The sequence below is a fragment of the Paenibacillus sp. J22FR21 genome (assembly GCF_056269135.1).
On record NZ_JBWDNJ010000005.1, the window covers coordinates 376,317 to 392,907 of the forward strand.

A 16,591-nucleotide genomic window follows, 5' to 3' on the forward strand; every position below is an offset into this window, starting at 1 on the left:
CGAAGGGTGGGAGGTGATTGGTTGGTGGCAATATAGTTGGTAGGTGGTCGATGTGCTCGTTTGGTGGCAGTCGGCGCATCACTTCCCCCTCCTAAGTAGTATGGCCACCGGAAATGTTTCGCTTTCTGCAACATTACAAGGCAATATCGAGCCTTTTCTAATAGATATTGCACAACATGCAACATTTTCGGCTCAAAACGCTCTTTAGGCGCTCATCTGCTCAGAAATGTTGCATTTTCTGCATAATTAGCGACTGAGGCACCCTTAAGACAGCCGATTTGTTGCACTTTATGCAACAATCGCTCACTCCTCTCACTATCGGACACCACTGCCACGTACACCCCCCCCGCTCCTCTCTCCCATCCCGCTCAACAAAAAAAGAACTGTTCCAAAAGTCACCTAGCACACTTTTGAAACAGTCCTTCACTATTACAAACCCTTGCTCGACGCAGCTGCCGCGGCAGCATCCATTCCGGCTGGAGCATCAGCCGAAGCGGTCGCCTGCTCGCCCGTTTGCAGCTGATACATCTTGAAGTACCGGCCCTGCAGCGCCATCAGCTCGCGGTGATTGCCTCGCTCCACGATCTCGCCGCGATGCAGCACGAGGATCTGATCCGCCTCGCGGATCGTCGAGAGACGGTGCGCGATGACTAGCGTCGTGCGTCCTTCGCTGACGACCTTCAGCGCCTGCTGTATCAAGCCTTCCGTTTCACTGTCGATGCTGGCCGTCGCCTCGTCCAGGATGAGAATGGAAGGGTCGAACGCCAGCGCCCGAGCAAACGAGATCAACTGTCGCTGCCCGGAAGACAGCGTGCTCCCGCGTTCCACTACCTGCTCATCATAGCCGCCGGGCAGCTGCTCGATGAACGGTGCGGCACCAACTTCACGCAGCGCATTCTTCACGCGGTCAATGCTAATGTCCTTGTTGTACAAGCTGACATTGAACTTGATATCGCCTGCGAACAAGAACGGATCCTGCAGCACGATGCCCATATGCTTGCGCAAAGCCTGCTTCGAGAAGCTGCTAATATCGCGCCCATCGATGGTGATGACACCTTCCTGCGGCTCATAGAAGCCGAGCAGCAGGTTCATGATGGAGCTTTTGCCAGAGCCGGTATGGCCGACAAGCGCAACCGTCTCGCCTCTATGCGCCTCAAACGAGATGCCTTTCAGCACATTCTCGCCTTCCTTATAAGCGAAGGTCACGTTGTCGAATTTCACAACGCCTTCTGGGCGGTTAACGCCTGCAGTATCTTCAACTTCCTTGCCTTCGATGTCCATAATCGCGAACACCTTCTCAGCCGAAACGAAAGCCCGCTGTGCATTGGTCAACTGATCGAATATCCCGATAATCGGCTGGAAGATCCGGCCCATATAATCGATAAACGCATAAAACACCCCGAAGGAAATGGCCGTCTGCAGCGACTCTCTTCCGAAATACCACACCACATAAGCTGTAACCAAACTGCCGATGGTGCCTACGATATTACGCGAGGACAGAGAGAACACCCGGAACTGCTTTACTTGATTCACATAACGATCCTCGTTCAGCACCTCGAACTCCTCGATCGTTACTTTTTCCCTGCGAAAAGCTTGAATGATCGGCATGACGACTATCGATTCATTGATCATCGCGTTCATGTCGCTTAACCGAGCGCGCATGATGGTGATGAAGACCTTTGAGTATTTTAAATGCACATACATGATGATCACGAACAGCGGCGGCAGCAGCAGCGCGTACAGCGCAAGCCGTGCATCCAAGATAAACAGCGCCGTGTAAATCCCCGCCAGCTGTACAAGACTGACCACGAAGGTCGCCATGAAGCTCATAAACAGATCACGCACAGCTTCCGTATCGTTCGCGATACGCGAGACGACCTGTCCAATCGGAGTGTTGTCAAAATACTTCAGCGGAATTCGCCCGATATGCCGCATCAAGTCGATCCGCATGTTCTTAATGATGCGAAGTGCCGTGGCTTGCAGCAGGTACGATTGTGAAAAGTTACATATGCTGGCTGTGAGCAGCAGCCCCATGTAGAGGCCCAGTAGCTTAAGCACTGCGCCGATGTCTCGTTCATCGATCGATAGATGCTTGTCGATGATGGTTTTGGTAATATACGGTCCGCCGAGCTCAGCGCCGACCGCAATGCAAAGGATGAGCAGCGCCGCGATAATACGGTATTTGTAGACGAGTGCATAGCCGAGAAGCCTTCTCGTCGTCGATGGATTCATAGCTACCTCCTGAATTCGGATGCCCGTAAGCGGGCTAATTTGTTGGCTTGCGCCTATTTCCGATATACCTAGCTCACTAACGCCGCTAATCGCGCCTAGTTTAGACAGACCTATCTCACTAAGGCCGCTAATCGAGCCTAGTGTAGCTAGTCTTCCAAACTAGCTTCCATCTGCTGGCGGTCCCATTGCTGCCTGTACCAGCCGCCGAAATGCATCAGCTCTTCGTGTGTGCCTTCTTCAACAATGCGCCCATCATCGAGCACCAGAATCCAATCCGCGTGGCTGACGGCAGATAAGCGGTGCGTGGCGATGAAGGTCGTCTTGCCTGCCCGCTCCAGGCGGATATGATGCAGGATGCGGCTTTCCGTTCTGGCATCCACCGCCGACAAAGCGTCATCCAGCAGCAGAATCTCTGAATCGATAAGCAGCGCCCTCGCGATGGCAAGCCGCTGCTTCTGACCGCCGGAGAGCATGACGCCGTTCTCGCCGACGATCGTGCCAAGCCCTTCCGGCATCGCGGCGATATCCGAGGTGAAGGAAGCCATCTCGACTGCTTTTGCAATCTCGGCTTCCGTAGCCTGAGGTTTGCCGAGCGCGATATTGTCGCTGATGGACTTCGAGAGCAGCAGATGCTCCTGCGGCACATAGGCGATCCAGCGTTTCACTTGGTCGATGGCGATCTGTTCAACAGGCACCCCCGAGATAAACAGCTTGTCCGAATCAACGGGGTATTGTCTTAGAAGCTGCTTCAGCAGCGTACTCTTCCCGCTTCCCGTACGGCCAACGATGCCAAGCGTCTGCCCACGCTCAAGCGTGAACGATACCTCGCGCAAACTAGGCTGATTGGCTGTTGGGTAGGTGAACGTCAGCTCCTTCATCTCAATCGTCGTCGGAGTGGCCACCTCTACCGGTGATGCTATATCCGCAAGATCCGGCTCTTGCTTGAACGCTTGCTCCAACCGATCCGCAGAGGCACTACCCCGCTGCAGGACGTTGATAAACTCACCGAAAGAAATCATCGGCCAAATTAACATCCCTAAATAAATATTAAAGGAGATTAACTGTCCCAGCGTAATCTCATCGTGAAATACCAGATAACTGCCATAGCCGATGCCGATGGAGTAGCTGACACCCACAATAAGCGAGATAAGCGGCTGAAACAGTGCATTAAGAATAGAAACTTCACGGTTGCGATCCATAACCTCCGTCGTCACCCGGTCAAATGCAGTCAGATCATGCTCTTCCTGCACGTAGGAACGAACAACTCGTATACCCGAGATGGACTCCAGTGCATGGTTGTTCATTTTGCCAAAAGCATCCTGAGCCGCCATGAACCGAACCCGGACTCGTTTCCCCAGCTTGTTGATGACGATGGCCAGCAGCGGCAGCGGAATTAATGCGGCGATCATAAGCTTGTAGTCGATCAGCGAAATCATCGTGATGATGACGACCGATGCGCCCACGAGCGTATTCACAAGCGTCATCACCCCGTACCCCGCCGTATTGCCTATGGCCAGAATATCGTTGGTAGCCAGCGCCATCAGCTGACCGGTATTGTTCCGTTGGAAGAACGAAGGCGTCATACGAGTCATATGAGCCAGAAACCGTCCGCGCAGCAGCTTCTCGATCAGCACCGAGTTGCCGAACAGCGTTGTAATCCAAATATATACGAGCACATATAAGAGCAAAGAGAGACTAACCAGCAGCAGCACGGTGCTGCTCAGCTGAGAAGCCGTCAGCGTGTGCTCGCGAATGCGGTCAATGGTGTTCCCGATCATTTTCGGCGGAACCGTCGTTAACAGGCTCACCACCGTCATCAAGCTGATGGCAAGCGTGTAATGCATCCATCTGAGTTTAAAGAACCACTGAAGCCGTGTCACGAAAGACAAGATATTGCCCCCTTTATTCATTCTGCCAAAAGTTACTACCTTAATTGTACCTCTTGCTGCAATGTACCAACATCTCACCTTGTATCCTTATAGTAATTTGCCCAAAACTGGATATTTCCTCCTACCTGCTGTAAACGAACATCGCTTTACTGCCGCAAGCAAACCCGCCTTCGAGCTGCATGCAAAATGACAGCCAAAAACGGGTCCATCGTTTGAACATATCTTCGCGATACTTCTTGTTCAATGAACGCTTCGCGGCTTCAACGCTGCCTCTCGTCTTGGCTTCCGGCTTGCCAGGAAGACGCCGAAGAGGATAATAACGAGCCCTGCGAGCATGTTCCATTTGATCGCTTCGTCTAGAAGAACCGAGCCCCAAATCAGCGCGGTAGAAGGCACCAAATACGTGACCATGGAGGCGAATTCTGCGCTGCCCTTCTCGACCATATAGTAGAACAAGATATAGGCGAAGCCCGAGCCGAAAATCCCAAGCCCGATAATATGCGGCACATTGCTCATATCGCTCACATGCCCCCACGTTATCGACTCCGTAGAAAATGCCAGCGTGCCGCTGACGATCGCACTGCTAAGCAGCGTGCCGTATGTAATTTGGTACATGGAGCAGCCTCGCACGGACAGCCTTTTGGACAATTGCGAGCCCACAGCATAACAGAACGTAGCCGTCAGCATGCCGATTAGTCCAATGCCGTTGACCGACAGCAGCGCGCCGGGACGAATGCCGAGCAGAATCACCAGGCCGATTGTCGCTACACCGATGCCTACCCACTGCATGTAATGCGACTTGCTCTTGAAGAACAGAATGCCCACGATGATCGTCCACACCGGTGTCATCGCATTCAAGATCGAAGCCATGCTGCTCGTCAGATGCTGCTCGCTGAATCCGATCAAGGTCCAAGGCAGCGCCGTATTGATCAGTGCCATGATAAACATCGCCGGCCAGGGCAGGCTGCGGAAAGCAAAAGGCTTCTTGAAGATCAGCATAATGAACAGCACAACAACCAGTCCGCAGAATGATCGCAGAAACGCAATCGACCACGGGCCAAAGTCATGCAGCAATAGTTTGATAAAATAAAACGAACCGCCCCAAATGAGGCTTAACAGCAGAAGTGCAGCATAGATGAGTCTGGGCAACCTGTAATCCTTCTTTCTATTCCTTAATAATTCGGTTCAGGCTCGTAGCGGAATTCCCCCAAATCGATCGTGCCGGCGGGACTCACGTAGACTCCTTCACCCTCAAGCAACACACGCTGCATGTAGCGCCCGTCACCGTCGCCGATGGCGATCTCGCCTTTTCCGTTAATGACGCGGTGCCATGGCAGTCCATGCTTCTCGCTCATGGAATGAAGAATACGCACCACCTGCCGCGCCCCTCTTGGGCTGCCGGCCTGTGCCGCGATCTGACCGTACGTCATGACCGTGCCTGATGGGATTTTCGCGATAACTGCTATTACTTGTTGCGTAAATGGCGTCATGACGCACCTCCTATAATCTCTATTAGTATACACCCTATACTGCCTGCCCCTGCAACCAAAGTTGAATGATCGACCCCTGCTGCCCTCCGAGAAATTCCCCCCTTAGGGAAAAAGTAGGGTTATATGTTAGAATAAATTTATTCTGCCTTGTAGGAGTGAGTCCATTGCCTAATTTTCAAGAAAAACTCGAGCGTTACGCAGCTCTTGCCGTTGAGGTCGGCGTAAATGTTCAGCCTGGCCAAACCTTAGTGATTTCTACATCCCTGTCATGCGCGCCTTTCGTGCGTCTTGTCGTGAAGAAAGCTTATGAAGTCGGCGCCAAAAACGTTCATGTAGAGTGGAATGACGATGTCGTCACTCGCACCAAATACGAGCTTGCCCCAGATGAAGCTTTCACAGAATATCCGGAATGGCGTGCAAAAGGCTGGGAGCAGATGGCTGCTGATAACGCGGCATTCCTCAGCATCATCGCACCTAACCCGGATCTGCTGAAAGGCACGAAGCCTGAGCGCATCGCCAATGCGAACAAAGCGGCAGGCATCGCGCTGAAGACATGGAGAAGCTACACCATGTCCGACAAAGTCAGCTGGTCCATCGTCGCCGTTCCATCCCCGGATTGGGCGGCTAAAGTGTTCCCGGATGTGGAGCCAAGCGGTCAAGAGGATGCGCTATGGGATGCCATCTTCGCAGCAACTCGCATGAACGAAGAAGATCCTGTCGCTGCTTGGAAGTCGCACATTGAAGTGCTGGATACGAAAGCTTCGCACTTGAACGAGAAGAAATTCCGCAAGCTGCACTATACAGCGCCGGGAACCGATCTCACGATTGAGCTGGCACCGGGCCATATCTGGATCAGCGCAGGCAGCGAGAACGCGAAGGGCGATATCTTCGTCGCGAACATGCCGACAGAGGAAGTGTTCACTGCCCCGCTTAGAGGCGGCGTGAATGGAACTGTGTCCAGCACGAAACCGCTTAGCTACGGCGGCAACCTGATCAAGGATTTCTCGCTGACGTTTAAGGACGGTCAAATCATTGACGTGCAAGCCGAAGAAGGACTTGAAGTCCTTAAGAACCTTGTCGCCACAGACGAAGGCGCCGCTTACCTCGGCGAAGTCGCGCTTGTTCCCCATCGTTCCCCAATCTCGGATACGAACCTCGTGTTCTACAACACGCTGTTTGACGAGAATGCTTCCTGTCACTTGGCAATCGGCAAAGCCTATGCTTTCTGTATTGAAGGCGGCAAAACGATGAACGAGGAAGAACAAGTCGCGAACGGCCTCAACAACAGCCTCGTGCACGTGGACTTCATGATCGGCTCCGCAGAGCTGAACATCGAAGGCGAGCGCGTCGACGGCACGACGGAAACGATCTTCCGCAACGGCAACTGGGCGTTCTAGAAAGCTAGACGTACGAAAACACCAATCTGAACAGCCTTATTGGCTGCAGATTGGTGTTTTTCAGTGTGTCGAGAAATTCACGTTGATAATACGTCGGTTGAATACCTTCCGGCACGGCAAGAAGGCAATCTTCTTTATGTCCTGTCCTACGCGATGAGCGCATGCTTCTTCGCATTCCAACTTTAACGGTTGTGACAGTGGTTATTCGGTATAAATCCAGCATTTTTAAATGCTAACGGTTGCCAGTAAGCTTATTTGAACGTTCTCCTCTGGAATTCGACCCATTTATTGCAAATAAGTTCTCTCACAACCTTTAGATTGTCAAAAAGGCTTATTTACATAAAATAGCCACTCTGACAACCGTTAAAGTTTGTTCAATCATATATAGACCAAAAAGTGCTGCCGAGACTTCCTCTGGCAAACTGAAAAGCACCAATCCAATGCCGCATATGGCATTGAGATTGGTGCTTTTTCTAGTTAAGTTCCTTAAAGCACCTTCGACAAGAACGCCTTCGTCCGCTCCTGCTGCGGATGCTCGAAGATCTGTGCCGGCGTGCCTTGCTCGACGATGTAGCCCTGCTCCATGAAGATGACGCGGTCGCCTACTTCGCGGGCGAAGCCCATTTCATGCGTGACGACAACCATCGTCATGCCTTCCTTCGCGAGCTGCTTCATAACCGCAAGCACCTCGCCTACCATCTCCGGATCGAGCGCCGATGTCGGCTCGTCGAAGAGCATGATCTTCGGCTCCATCGCAAGCGCACGCGCAATCGCGACGCGCTGGGATTGACCGCCGGACAGCGAAGCCGGATAAGCATTCGCTTTGTCGGACAAGCCTACCTTCTCGAGCAGCTCCAACGCTTTGGCGCGTGCTTTCTGAGCCGGCCATTTGCGAATTTGAATCGGACCAATCGTAATATTGTCCAGCACCTTCAGATGCGGGAACAAATTAAACTGCTGAAACACCATACCCACTTCGGTACGGATGCTTGTGATGCTCGTATTCTTATCCATCAGCGACTGGCCTTCGATCACAATGTTGCCGCCTGTCGGTTCTTCCAATAGGTTAAGGCAGCGCAGAAACGTCGATTTGCCTGATCCGGAAGGACCGATGACAACGACAACTTCTTGGTTGCTGATATCTACGTTAATATCTTTAAGTACGACATTCGTGCCGAACGCTTTGGACAACCCGGTTACTTGAATGATTGGACTCATGTGCATTACACTTTCCTTTCCAACGCATTGAGCAGCTTACTTAATGAGTAAGTAAGAATGAAGTAAATGAGCGCAGCTGTCAGGTACGGCTCCCATACACGAATGTACTGCCCCTTCATGACGTTGCTCCAATACATAATCTCAGGCGCCGTAATAAGCGCAACCAGCGAGGAGTCCTTCACAAGGACGATAAATTCGTTACCGAAAGCCGGAATCATCCGTTTGATCGCCTGCGGGAGCACGATGAAACGCATCGTTTGAGCATGCGTCATACCAAGCGATTTCGCCGCTTCTGTCTGACCTTTGTCGATGGACTGAATACCAGCCCTGTATATTTCAGCCGTGTAGGCTGCAGCATTCAAAGATAAAGCGGTGATAGCCGCAACAATCGCATTCGTTTTACCGTAAACGAACGGAATAAGACCGAAGTGCACGATATAAATCTGCACAAGCAGCGGAGTTCCGCGGAAGAAATTGATGTAAGACTGCATCGGCCACCGAAGAAACCAGCGAGTCGACATTTTGCCGAAGCTAACGAGTAATCCCAAGATCGAACCGATCAAAATCCCCGATAAGGAAATCCCGATGGTATACAGCGTCCCCTTCAGTAGAAGCGGCGCATAATCCATAATGATATCAAATCTAAATCTTAAATCCATCCCAATTCGCCCTTTCGTCTTCTTTACATCGATGATAGGCTAAGCGAACAAAAGGGCATGCGCAATCACGCATGCCCTTGGCGCTTTCTTACTTCAACAGATTAGCCGTATTCGGCTCTTCGCCAAACCATTTCTTATACAGTTCTGCATATTTGCCGTTCTGGATGATTGTCTTAATCGCCGGGTCCAGCTTCGCTTTCAATTCGCTGCCTTTCGGATACAGAATGCCGTAATACTCCGGCGTGAAGTTTGTTGTATCCGAAATTTCTTGGTATTTCTTATCCGGGTTATTCTTGATGTAATCACGAACGATCGCAATATCGGCCACAACCGCATCTGCGCCGCCTTGATCCAGCTCAAGCAAAGCAACGGCATTGCTGTCGAATTTCTTCAAATCCGTGTTGCTGTTACCCATGATCTCCGTCATCAAGATGTCAGCTGTAGTACCGGTTTGAACAGCAACCTTCTTATCTTTCAAGTCAAGCGCACTCTTAATGTCGCTGCCTTCTTTAACCATAATGACGTTAATGGATTCAAAATACGGCATAGAGTAGTCGTAAGTTTGTTTGCGCTCGTCTGTGATCGAGATACTCGAGATTCCTGCTTGGAACTCTGTAGCTTTCTCTACGCCAACCAGCATGCCATCCCAGCCCGTGTTCTTCACTTCATGCTTTAGGCCGGCTTCATCCATAACGGCGTCAAGGAATTCGATGTCGAAGCCCGTGATTTTGTCTTTGTCCATATATTCCATTGGAGCATAAGCCGCATCTGTTGCAAACATGTACGTTGTATCATCACTGCTGTTGCCTGCTTCGCTGCCTGTGTTGTTATTGTTACTGTTCTTCGCACCACAACCAGAGAGAATTACCGCTGTCACTAATGTAAGAATAGCTATAATATACCACTTTTTCATTCTGTTTCCCCCTAAAGTCATCTTTAATACACTAAAGATTCTATCAAGAAAAAAGTCTTGTTTCAATTTAAATTTTTAAATTGTCAGGTAATCTCACATATTACCAAGTTTAATGGATATCCATGCTTGTGAATAAATGTGTACCTAAACCCCAGTATCTATTCTTCTCCAATTTCGATGTTTGGATTAAAATCCGCTACAACAAGCACATCCATATGCCGTCCATCACGCAGAATGGTGTCGACCACGCATTTATTCCGCAGCTTGCTCCAGAAGCCTTGACCGGATTGACCGAGCACCATTTGGGAGCTCTTCAACACGTTCGCCTTCGCCAGCAAAGCAGCAGGTACATCGTTACGCGAGACATTGTGCTCGACCTCGAACGTACCGCCAAGTCGCGCCGTTAACTCTTGCAGCTCTGCAATCCGCTCCTCTTCACCAGGCACCGCATCCGTCTGCACGTAATGAACATGCCAATCCGCTTTGAGCCTATGCGCAATTCGGAAGCCGCGGCGAATGAGTCGCTCCGCTTTCTTGTTCACCGTTACCGCAACGAAGATTGATTCGTGACGACGCCATGGACCGCGAAGCGAACCGTTGCGTTCCCATGATTCCAGTCGCTCATCGACATCGTCCGCGATTTCCCGCAAAGCAAGCTCGCGCAGCGCAATTAGATTACCTGTCTTGAAGAAGCCGCAGAGCGCGTCCTCAACGTCGCACATTTTATAAATATGACCTTCCCGCATCCGTTGCTGCAGCGTGTCAGGCGCCACATCGATCAGCTCAACCTCATCGGCAACGCGCAGCATCAGGTCCGGAACCGTCTCTTTTACAGCAGTCCCTGTAATTTGCTCCACCGCATCCTTCAAGCTTTCCAGATGGTGAATGTTCATTGTCGCAATAACGGATATGCCGGCGTCCAGGATCTCCTGAACATCCTCGTACCTCCGTTTGTTGCGGCAGCTCGGTGCGTTGTTATAGGCCAGCTCATCAATCAGCACAACCTCCGGATTGCGCGCAATAATCGCGTCCACATCCATCTCCGAGTAAACCTGGCCATCGCATTCAACTGTCCGACGAGGCACAACCTCAAGCCGTCCGGCCTGATCCTGCGTTTCCGCGCGGTCATGCGTCTCCATAAGTCCAACTACAACATCGATTTCTTTGCGCAGCAAATCATTGCCCTCGCGAAGCATCATATAGGACTTGCCCACTCCCGGTGCTGCGCCGACATAGACCTTGAATTTACCGCGGCGAATCCGCTCGATCTTCTTCTCGACCTCTTGCGCACTCAGCCTCCGGTACGGCTCGGCTGTCATCTTCGGGGTTGCCCGTTTCGTCGGCAGTACTCGCTCCCCCTCATGATCGGCTCTGTCCGCCATGAAGAAAACGTCAATGTTGCGCATTTGTTTCAGCACGCTTCCCGCGATAGAACCCTGTGCAATCTCCTGTGCACGCGTCTGCTTGGAATGCCCCATAACAATACGGGTGGCATTAATCAGCATCGCGTATTTAATGAGTGCACGCGGGATTTGTCTTCTATTATTAACCAGAATCTCTCTAAAGCCGGCATCCACCTTCTCGGTCAGCTTCAGAATGGAGCGCTTGAAGTCATCTCTCTCCTTCGTGGGCTCCTGGCTGGAATCGACGAAGACTACAACCTCCAAGTCGCCGCCAAGACGTTTGGCGATTTGTTGCCCGCGCCGGATATAGATCGAACCATTCCAGTGATACTGCGCCGCTACCAAGATGCGCTCCGTCGCGCCGGACGGCCCGATGAAGCCCTGCTCTTCGCGGTATTTCTCCAGCGACTCGTTCACGCCCTCCGCCATCAGCCGAAGCGCAATCTCTCTGAGCTTGCCGAGGTTCCCACGCTTGAGCAGCCCGGGATCTTTAATATTATTTAAACGCCCTTCATTTAGGCGTGACAGAATCGTTTCCGGTGAAGCATCGATTAACCGCACCTCATCTGCCAATTCCAGCAGATCCGCGGACACCGTACATTCCGCTGTGATGCCTGTCAATTTCTGCGCAAGCTCGGTTACTCCTTCGAGTTCGTATACATTCACGGTCGTGATGATGCTGATACCATGACTCAGAAGAAATTGGATGTCCTCCAAACGGTTCGGGAATTTCGCTTCCGGACGGTTCTCGTGCGCCAGCCCGTCAACGAGCAGCACCTCCGGATTCCGTTCCAGAATGGCATCCAAATTAAGATCCTTCTTCTCCACGTCCCCCTTGTACCAATGAATACTCGGAATCCGCTCCAAATCAGCAAGCTGCTCCACCGTTTCAGGTCGGCGCATCGTCGAAACTGCGCAGATCACAACCTCAATGCCTTGCTGCATAAGCGCTTGGCCTTCGCGCAGCATATGATAGGTTTTGCCTGAGCCGCTCACGGCACCAACATAAATTTTAAGACGGCCGCGATGAATTTTGGAGATGGATAAGAGCATTTCTTCAGGGGTTTTGCGGCGGTAACCAGCCATGACAACTTCGCCTTCCTTTCTACACCTTTAAACTTACATAATCTTCGCAAACTTATTCTTCTTTGTGACCATCCTTACCTTATAAAACGCACAAAAAAGAAGCCTGCAGGGGGATTGCCTCTTTAACACAGAGGAACGCCTCTCGCGGCTTCTAGGCACAAGTTATCATCAAAGTGTCTATTGCACGAACATTCGTTGCCTCTCTTATACGCTTTCGAGGTTAGCTGACGGATTCGGGCGTGAGAGTCGCCCTACTTGAAGCGTCGACCATGCGGTCTGTTCTTCAAGATTCACCCCAGATGAGTGGTTCCCCCGATTTCTATTCAGAAATTCAGCGCTATAGCAGAAGATTAAGCATGAATCGTATGTTACGCCTGCGCATGTCTTTTGTAAAGGAATGCCGCAAACGGTTTCGTTCTCATTTCCAGCCAACTGACGCGAATATAACGCTTACAATGGAGTAGATCGCAAGCACTCTCCTTCTACCTCACTAATTTGCCGTTTCTCACAAATAAGGCGAAATAGAAGAGACAGCCTGCTGCTTCGCGCTAGTTATAACCGAAGCCCATTTCAATTAACCGGAGCAGCAGACCAATCAGGAAGCCGCAAACGGCACCGTTCACCCTAATCCATTGCAGGTCCTGCCCCACTTTATCTTCAATTAACTCCACCAGCTGATCATTGTCGAGACGATCGAGGTTCTCCTTGACGAACGAGCCGATCTTCGCGTGATTGCGTTCAATGAGTCCGGCGATCTGCCCTTTCAACCAATGCTCGGCATCCTGAACCAAGCCGTGGTTCTCCTCCAGGCGATCAAGCAGCCCCTCCAGCATCGGCCAAACCTTAGCTGCAAAATCCTCCGAATGAAGGAACGTAATGCCCCTCTCGCGCAGCGATTCGAACAACCGTGTCATCTCGCCATCCAGATCGAAGGAAGCAAGCAATTCATCGCGCAGCGCGTTCAACTGTCCGGTCTCGGCCAAACGTGAGATTAACATCTCCAGCCCTTGATGCAGATGCTTCATAATAACTGCACGACGATCCGTGCCTTGAACCTTCAGTTCATTAATCTTCGTTAGGATAAAGGATTGCAGCATCGTGCCCAGCCGATCCTCATCCAGATAGCCGATAAACGCGTTGACCGCAAATTGCATCAGGCCGCCCAGATTCAGCCCTTTCACGAGCTGCATCGCCGCATTGCCCAGCTCGCGGCGCATCCCTTCGGTGCTCGCCCATTCTTCCGCACGCTCCAGCAGCAGATCGAGCAGACGCTCGTCTACGCCATTCTCCACGGCGTTGCGCAAGAAGCCGCGCAGCGCTGCTTCCAAATCAATTCGCTCCACCGCGGAGCGAATTTCCCCCGAGAGAATAGGGACTAGCTTCTCCATCTCGATCGTACGCAGCGCTCCCTCAAGCAGATGAGGCAGACGCTCGCTGTGTACCGCCGAATGAGCCGCCTGGCGTAGAGCAGGCAACAGCTGCTTCGCCAGCTCAATCTGCCGCAGCTTCTCGATCATGCTCTCCTTCGCAAGCAGCCGATCCTCGAGCACGCGCACGATACCGTCCGACATCTTCTTGCGATTGCGCGGCAGCAGCGCCGTATGCGGAATCGGAATTCTCAGCGGGTGGCGAAACAGCGCCGTAACGGCAAACCAGTCCGCGAGCCCCCCGATGACACCGGCCTCGAAGCCGACATGCAGCAAGCTAAGCCCCGTGCCGCCGAAAGGCAGCGTAGCCGCGAAACCCGTTGCCATAATACCAAGCGATATATTAGCAATATGTTTGTTTTTTCTCGAATCGTTCGCCATGTTCTTCCTCCTACTAGTGCTTCTTTACACCATACCACTTCATACGAATCAGTTGCAAAAACAGCCCTAAAAGCAAGAAAAAAGAGACAAGACCCGGGGTCTGTCTCTTCCTCCGCCTTCAGTCGCCATTGCGCTCGTCAGTTCTTCCGGCGCTCTAGCTTATGAATACGGGTAATTTTGGATTTATTATATGCTTTTTGCGATAGCTTGTATAGGAAGGAACAGAAATTATGCTTGATAAACAGAGAGGCCTCCACTACAATAGGGAAAGAAACAAAAGTTAAAGCACTTTAACTTTGAATTCGAACAAGTTAATTATCATCGGGATTAGATCCTATATTTTTTTGAATTAAAGTATAACCGCTTTAACTTTACTCGCCGGAGGAGAATGCATACGCATGAAGGTTAGTATTTTCGATGTCGCCAAGAAGTCGGGCCTCTCTGTTGTCACGGTATCCCGCGTGCTTAACGGTGCAGGTTCTGTGCGCGAGAAGAATCGACAGAAGGTGCTTGAGGTGATGAAGGAGCTCGATTATCGCCCAAGTGCGGCCGCTCGCAGCCTCGCAAGGGGCAAGACCGGTATTATCGGCCTCATCATGACCACCATGCAGGATTCTTTCTTCGATGAAATCGTCAATGAGATTAACGGTATTCTGGCTGAGCAGGGATACTTCCTCGCTGTAGCTGTGACGAAGAGCATCAGCCGGGAGGACAGTCACTATCTGATCCAAGAGGACCGCGTGGATGGTATTATTCTGCTCTCACCGATTGAAGAAGACCATTATATTATTGAAATGAAACGACGGAATATTCCTTACGTCCTGATCGATAATCAGAAACCGGAGAATGATGTCTACTCCATTACCGTGAACAATTTCAAAGGTGGTTATACCGCGGCGCAACATCTGATTGAGCTTGGACATACATCCATTGCGCATCTTAGCGGCAGTGAAATGTTTAGAAGTACTCGGGAACGCCGCAATGGCTTCCTGGAGGCGCTTCAGGAAGCCGGCATCCAGCCGTTCGAGCTCGTTTCCGGCGAATATTCGGCTGAGTTCGGCTATCAATCGGCTAGGCGATGGATCGAAGCGCAGCAGCTTCCGGGCGCGGTTTTCGCCGGCGATGATTATATCGCGATCGGCGTTATTAATGCCTTTATGGAGGCCGGCATTCGCGTTCCGGATGAAGTTGCCGTAATCGGCTATGACGATCAGCAGGTCGCTACGTTGCTGCGCCCCCTCTTGACGACGATACGGCAGCCGGCTGACCGCATCGGAGCGGCCGCTACAGAAGTGCTGCTTAAGCGAATCGACGGATCGATGAAACGTGCAGCCAATCTGCGGATTGACCCTGAGCTCGTGCTCCGCCAATCAACAGGAACTGTCATGAAGCACAATCAGCTGGAAAATACTTAATGGATCGACCTTTTGGAAACAAGCATTACTAGGGGTAGCCTACGGAGACAGGAGTGGCAATAATGGCTTATTATTTGGGCATAGACGGCGGCGGCACGAAAACGCACGCCCTGCTCACAGACGAACACGGCAATGTGCTTGGCAAAGGACACAGCGGGAACGGCAATCATCAGCTTGATGCAGAAGGCGCTGCTCGGCACTTGGCGGAAGCCGTATCCGCGGCACTGACACAAGCGGGAATCAACCACGAGGATGTACAGCATGCCTATTTCGGTCTGGCAGGTGCTGACCGGGAAGCGGATTATCGGATCCTGCATCCCATCGTGAGCGCGATCGGCCTACCTCGCTACTCGATTACTTGCGACACCATGATCGGACTGCGCGCCGGAACAGATCGTTCCTATGGAATTTCGGTCATTTGCGGTACCGGCACCAACTGCGCCGGCCGCAACAGGGAAGGCGTCCATATCCAATGCGGCGGCTTCGAATATATGCATGGCGATTTCGGCGGAGGCGCTTCGCTGAACATTGAGGCATTCCGTACCGTAATTCGCGCCTGGGATGGTCGAGAGAAGCCAACGCTGCTCACTGATTTGCTGCTTCGTTTCCTGGGATATCCCGATGTTGAAACGATGTTTCACGATTTCCTCGATCATGACAAGAAGGTGCCGGTAGACGTCACGAAGCTGCTGTTTGAAGCAGCGGCGCTTGGCGATGAAGCTGCGATTGCTATCCTTCACCATCAAGGGACGGAGCTCGGCAAGTCAGTGGCCGCCGTTGCGCGGCGCCTAGGGATGGCCGGCGAGACTTTCGATGTTGTGCTGGCAGGCAGCCTGCTGACACGCGGTGACCGCGGCGGCTGGATTCGGGGGCCGGTTGAAGAGCTTGTATCGGCCGCCGCACCATCGGCAACACTTGTCACATTGACGGTCGATCCGGTCTTCGGCGCTGTCTGGTCTGCTATGGAAGCAGATGGCTTAACGATTGAGCAAGATGTTTATACCCGTATGCGAGCACTTGGCGAATTCGATGATATCAAACTATAACGCATAACTAACGATATGGAATGGGATGTGACTGG

General features: G+C 51.8%; 12 protein-coding genes and 1 riboswitch. Of the genes, 3 read left to right on the top strand and 9 right to left on the bottom strand.

All coding sequences use genetic code 11. From position 1 onward, the window contains the following. Positions 1 to 429: 429 nt before the first annotated feature. The 4 genes from AC0YNS_RS20170 to AC0YNS_RS20185 all read right to left on the bottom strand — a co-directional run bounded on the left by AC0YNS_RS20170 (position 430) and on the right by AC0YNS_RS20185 (position 5,611). The gene (locus AC0YNS_RS20170) at positions 430 to 2,232 is read right to left on the bottom strand and encodes an ABC transporter ATP-binding protein (protein ID WP_475782769.1); all 1,803 of its coding nucleotides are present in this window, start codon (positions 2,230 to 2,232) and stop codon (positions 430 to 432) included. 146 nt (positions 2,233 to 2,378) lie between these two features. After that, the gene (locus AC0YNS_RS20175; protein ID WP_475782932.1) at positions 2,379 to 4,124 is read right to left on the bottom strand and encodes an ABC transporter ATP-binding protein; all 1,746 of its coding nucleotides are present in this window, start codon (positions 4,122 to 4,124) and stop codon (positions 2,379 to 2,381) included. Between the two features lie 237 nt (positions 4,125 to 4,361). Further along, positions 4,362 to 5,270 carry a DMT family transporter gene (locus tag AC0YNS_RS20180; RefSeq protein ID WP_475782770.1) on the bottom strand — a complete coding sequence of 303 codons (909 nt, stop codon included), beginning with the start codon at positions 5,268 to 5,270 and terminating at the stop codon, positions 4,362 to 4,364. Positions 5,271 to 5,293: 23 nt separating this feature from the next. Beyond that, positions 5,294 to 5,611 (bottom strand): MGMT family protein, encoded by a 318-nt coding sequence (locus AC0YNS_RS20185; RefSeq protein WP_475782771.1) that lies wholly within the window; start codon positions 5,609 to 5,611, stop codon positions 5,294 to 5,296. A 164-nt stretch (positions 5,612 to 5,775) separates the two neighbouring features. Here AC0YNS_RS20185 and AC0YNS_RS20190 point away from each other — a divergent pair, with 164 nt between their 5' ends. Further along, positions 5,776 to 7,008: an aminopeptidase gene (locus AC0YNS_RS20190; protein ID WP_475782772.1), complete on the top strand. Its 1,233-nt coding sequence runs from the start codon at positions 5,776 to 5,778 to the stop codon at positions 7,006 to 7,008. 486 nt (positions 7,009 to 7,494) lie between these two features. Here the strand turns inward: AC0YNS_RS20190 and AC0YNS_RS20195 are convergent, their stop codons facing one another. From AC0YNS_RS20195 to AC0YNS_RS20215, 5 genes are all read right to left on the bottom strand, one after another. Further along, complete coding sequence (locus AC0YNS_RS20195; RefSeq protein WP_475782933.1) at positions 7,495 to 8,217, bottom strand: amino acid ABC transporter ATP-binding protein; 723 nt, start codon at positions 8,215 to 8,217, stop codon at positions 7,495 to 7,497. 14 nt (positions 8,218 to 8,231) lie between these two features. Continuing rightward, the gene (locus tag AC0YNS_RS20200) at positions 8,232 to 8,885 is read right to left on the bottom strand and encodes an amino acid ABC transporter permease (protein WP_475782773.1); all 654 of its coding nucleotides are present in this window, start codon (positions 8,883 to 8,885) and stop codon (positions 8,232 to 8,234) included. An 88-nt stretch (positions 8,886 to 8,973) separates the two neighbouring features. Next, positions 8,974 to 9,798: a basic amino acid ABC transporter substrate-binding protein gene (locus AC0YNS_RS20205; RefSeq protein ID WP_475782774.1), complete on the bottom strand. Its 825-nt coding sequence runs from the start codon at positions 9,796 to 9,798 to the stop codon at positions 8,974 to 8,976. A gap of 158 nt (positions 9,799 to 9,956) precedes the next feature. Further along, the gene (locus tag AC0YNS_RS20210; RefSeq protein ID WP_475782775.1) at positions 9,957 to 12,287 is read right to left on the bottom strand and encodes a histidine kinase; all 2,331 of its coding nucleotides are present in this window, start codon (positions 12,285 to 12,287) and stop codon (positions 9,957 to 9,959) included. Positions 12,288 to 12,481: 194 nt separating this feature from the next. Then, positions 12,482 to 12,634: riboswitch (cyclic di-AMP (ydaO/yuaA leader) on the bottom strand. A gap of 201 nt (positions 12,635 to 12,835) precedes the next feature. Beyond that, positions 12,836 to 14,095, bottom strand: a complete 1,260-nt coding sequence (locus AC0YNS_RS20215; RefSeq protein ID WP_475782776.1) for a DUF445 domain-containing protein — start codon at positions 14,093 to 14,095, stop codon at positions 12,836 to 12,838. A 398-nt stretch (positions 14,096 to 14,493) separates the two neighbouring features. On the opposite strand from AC0YNS_RS20215, the gene AC0YNS_RS20220 reads away from it, so the two are divergent. Then, a complete protein-coding gene (locus tag AC0YNS_RS20220; protein ID WP_475782777.1) occupies positions 14,494 to 15,510 on the top strand; it encodes a LacI family DNA-binding transcriptional regulator in 1,017 nt (338 codons plus the stop codon). 62 nt (positions 15,511 to 15,572) lie between these two features. Beyond that, positions 15,573 to 16,556, top strand: coding sequence for an N-acetylglucosamine kinase (locus AC0YNS_RS20225; RefSeq protein ID WP_475782778.1), 984 nt, complete (start codon positions 15,573 to 15,575; stop codon positions 16,554 to 16,556). Positions 16,557 to 16,591: the final 35 nt, after the last annotated feature.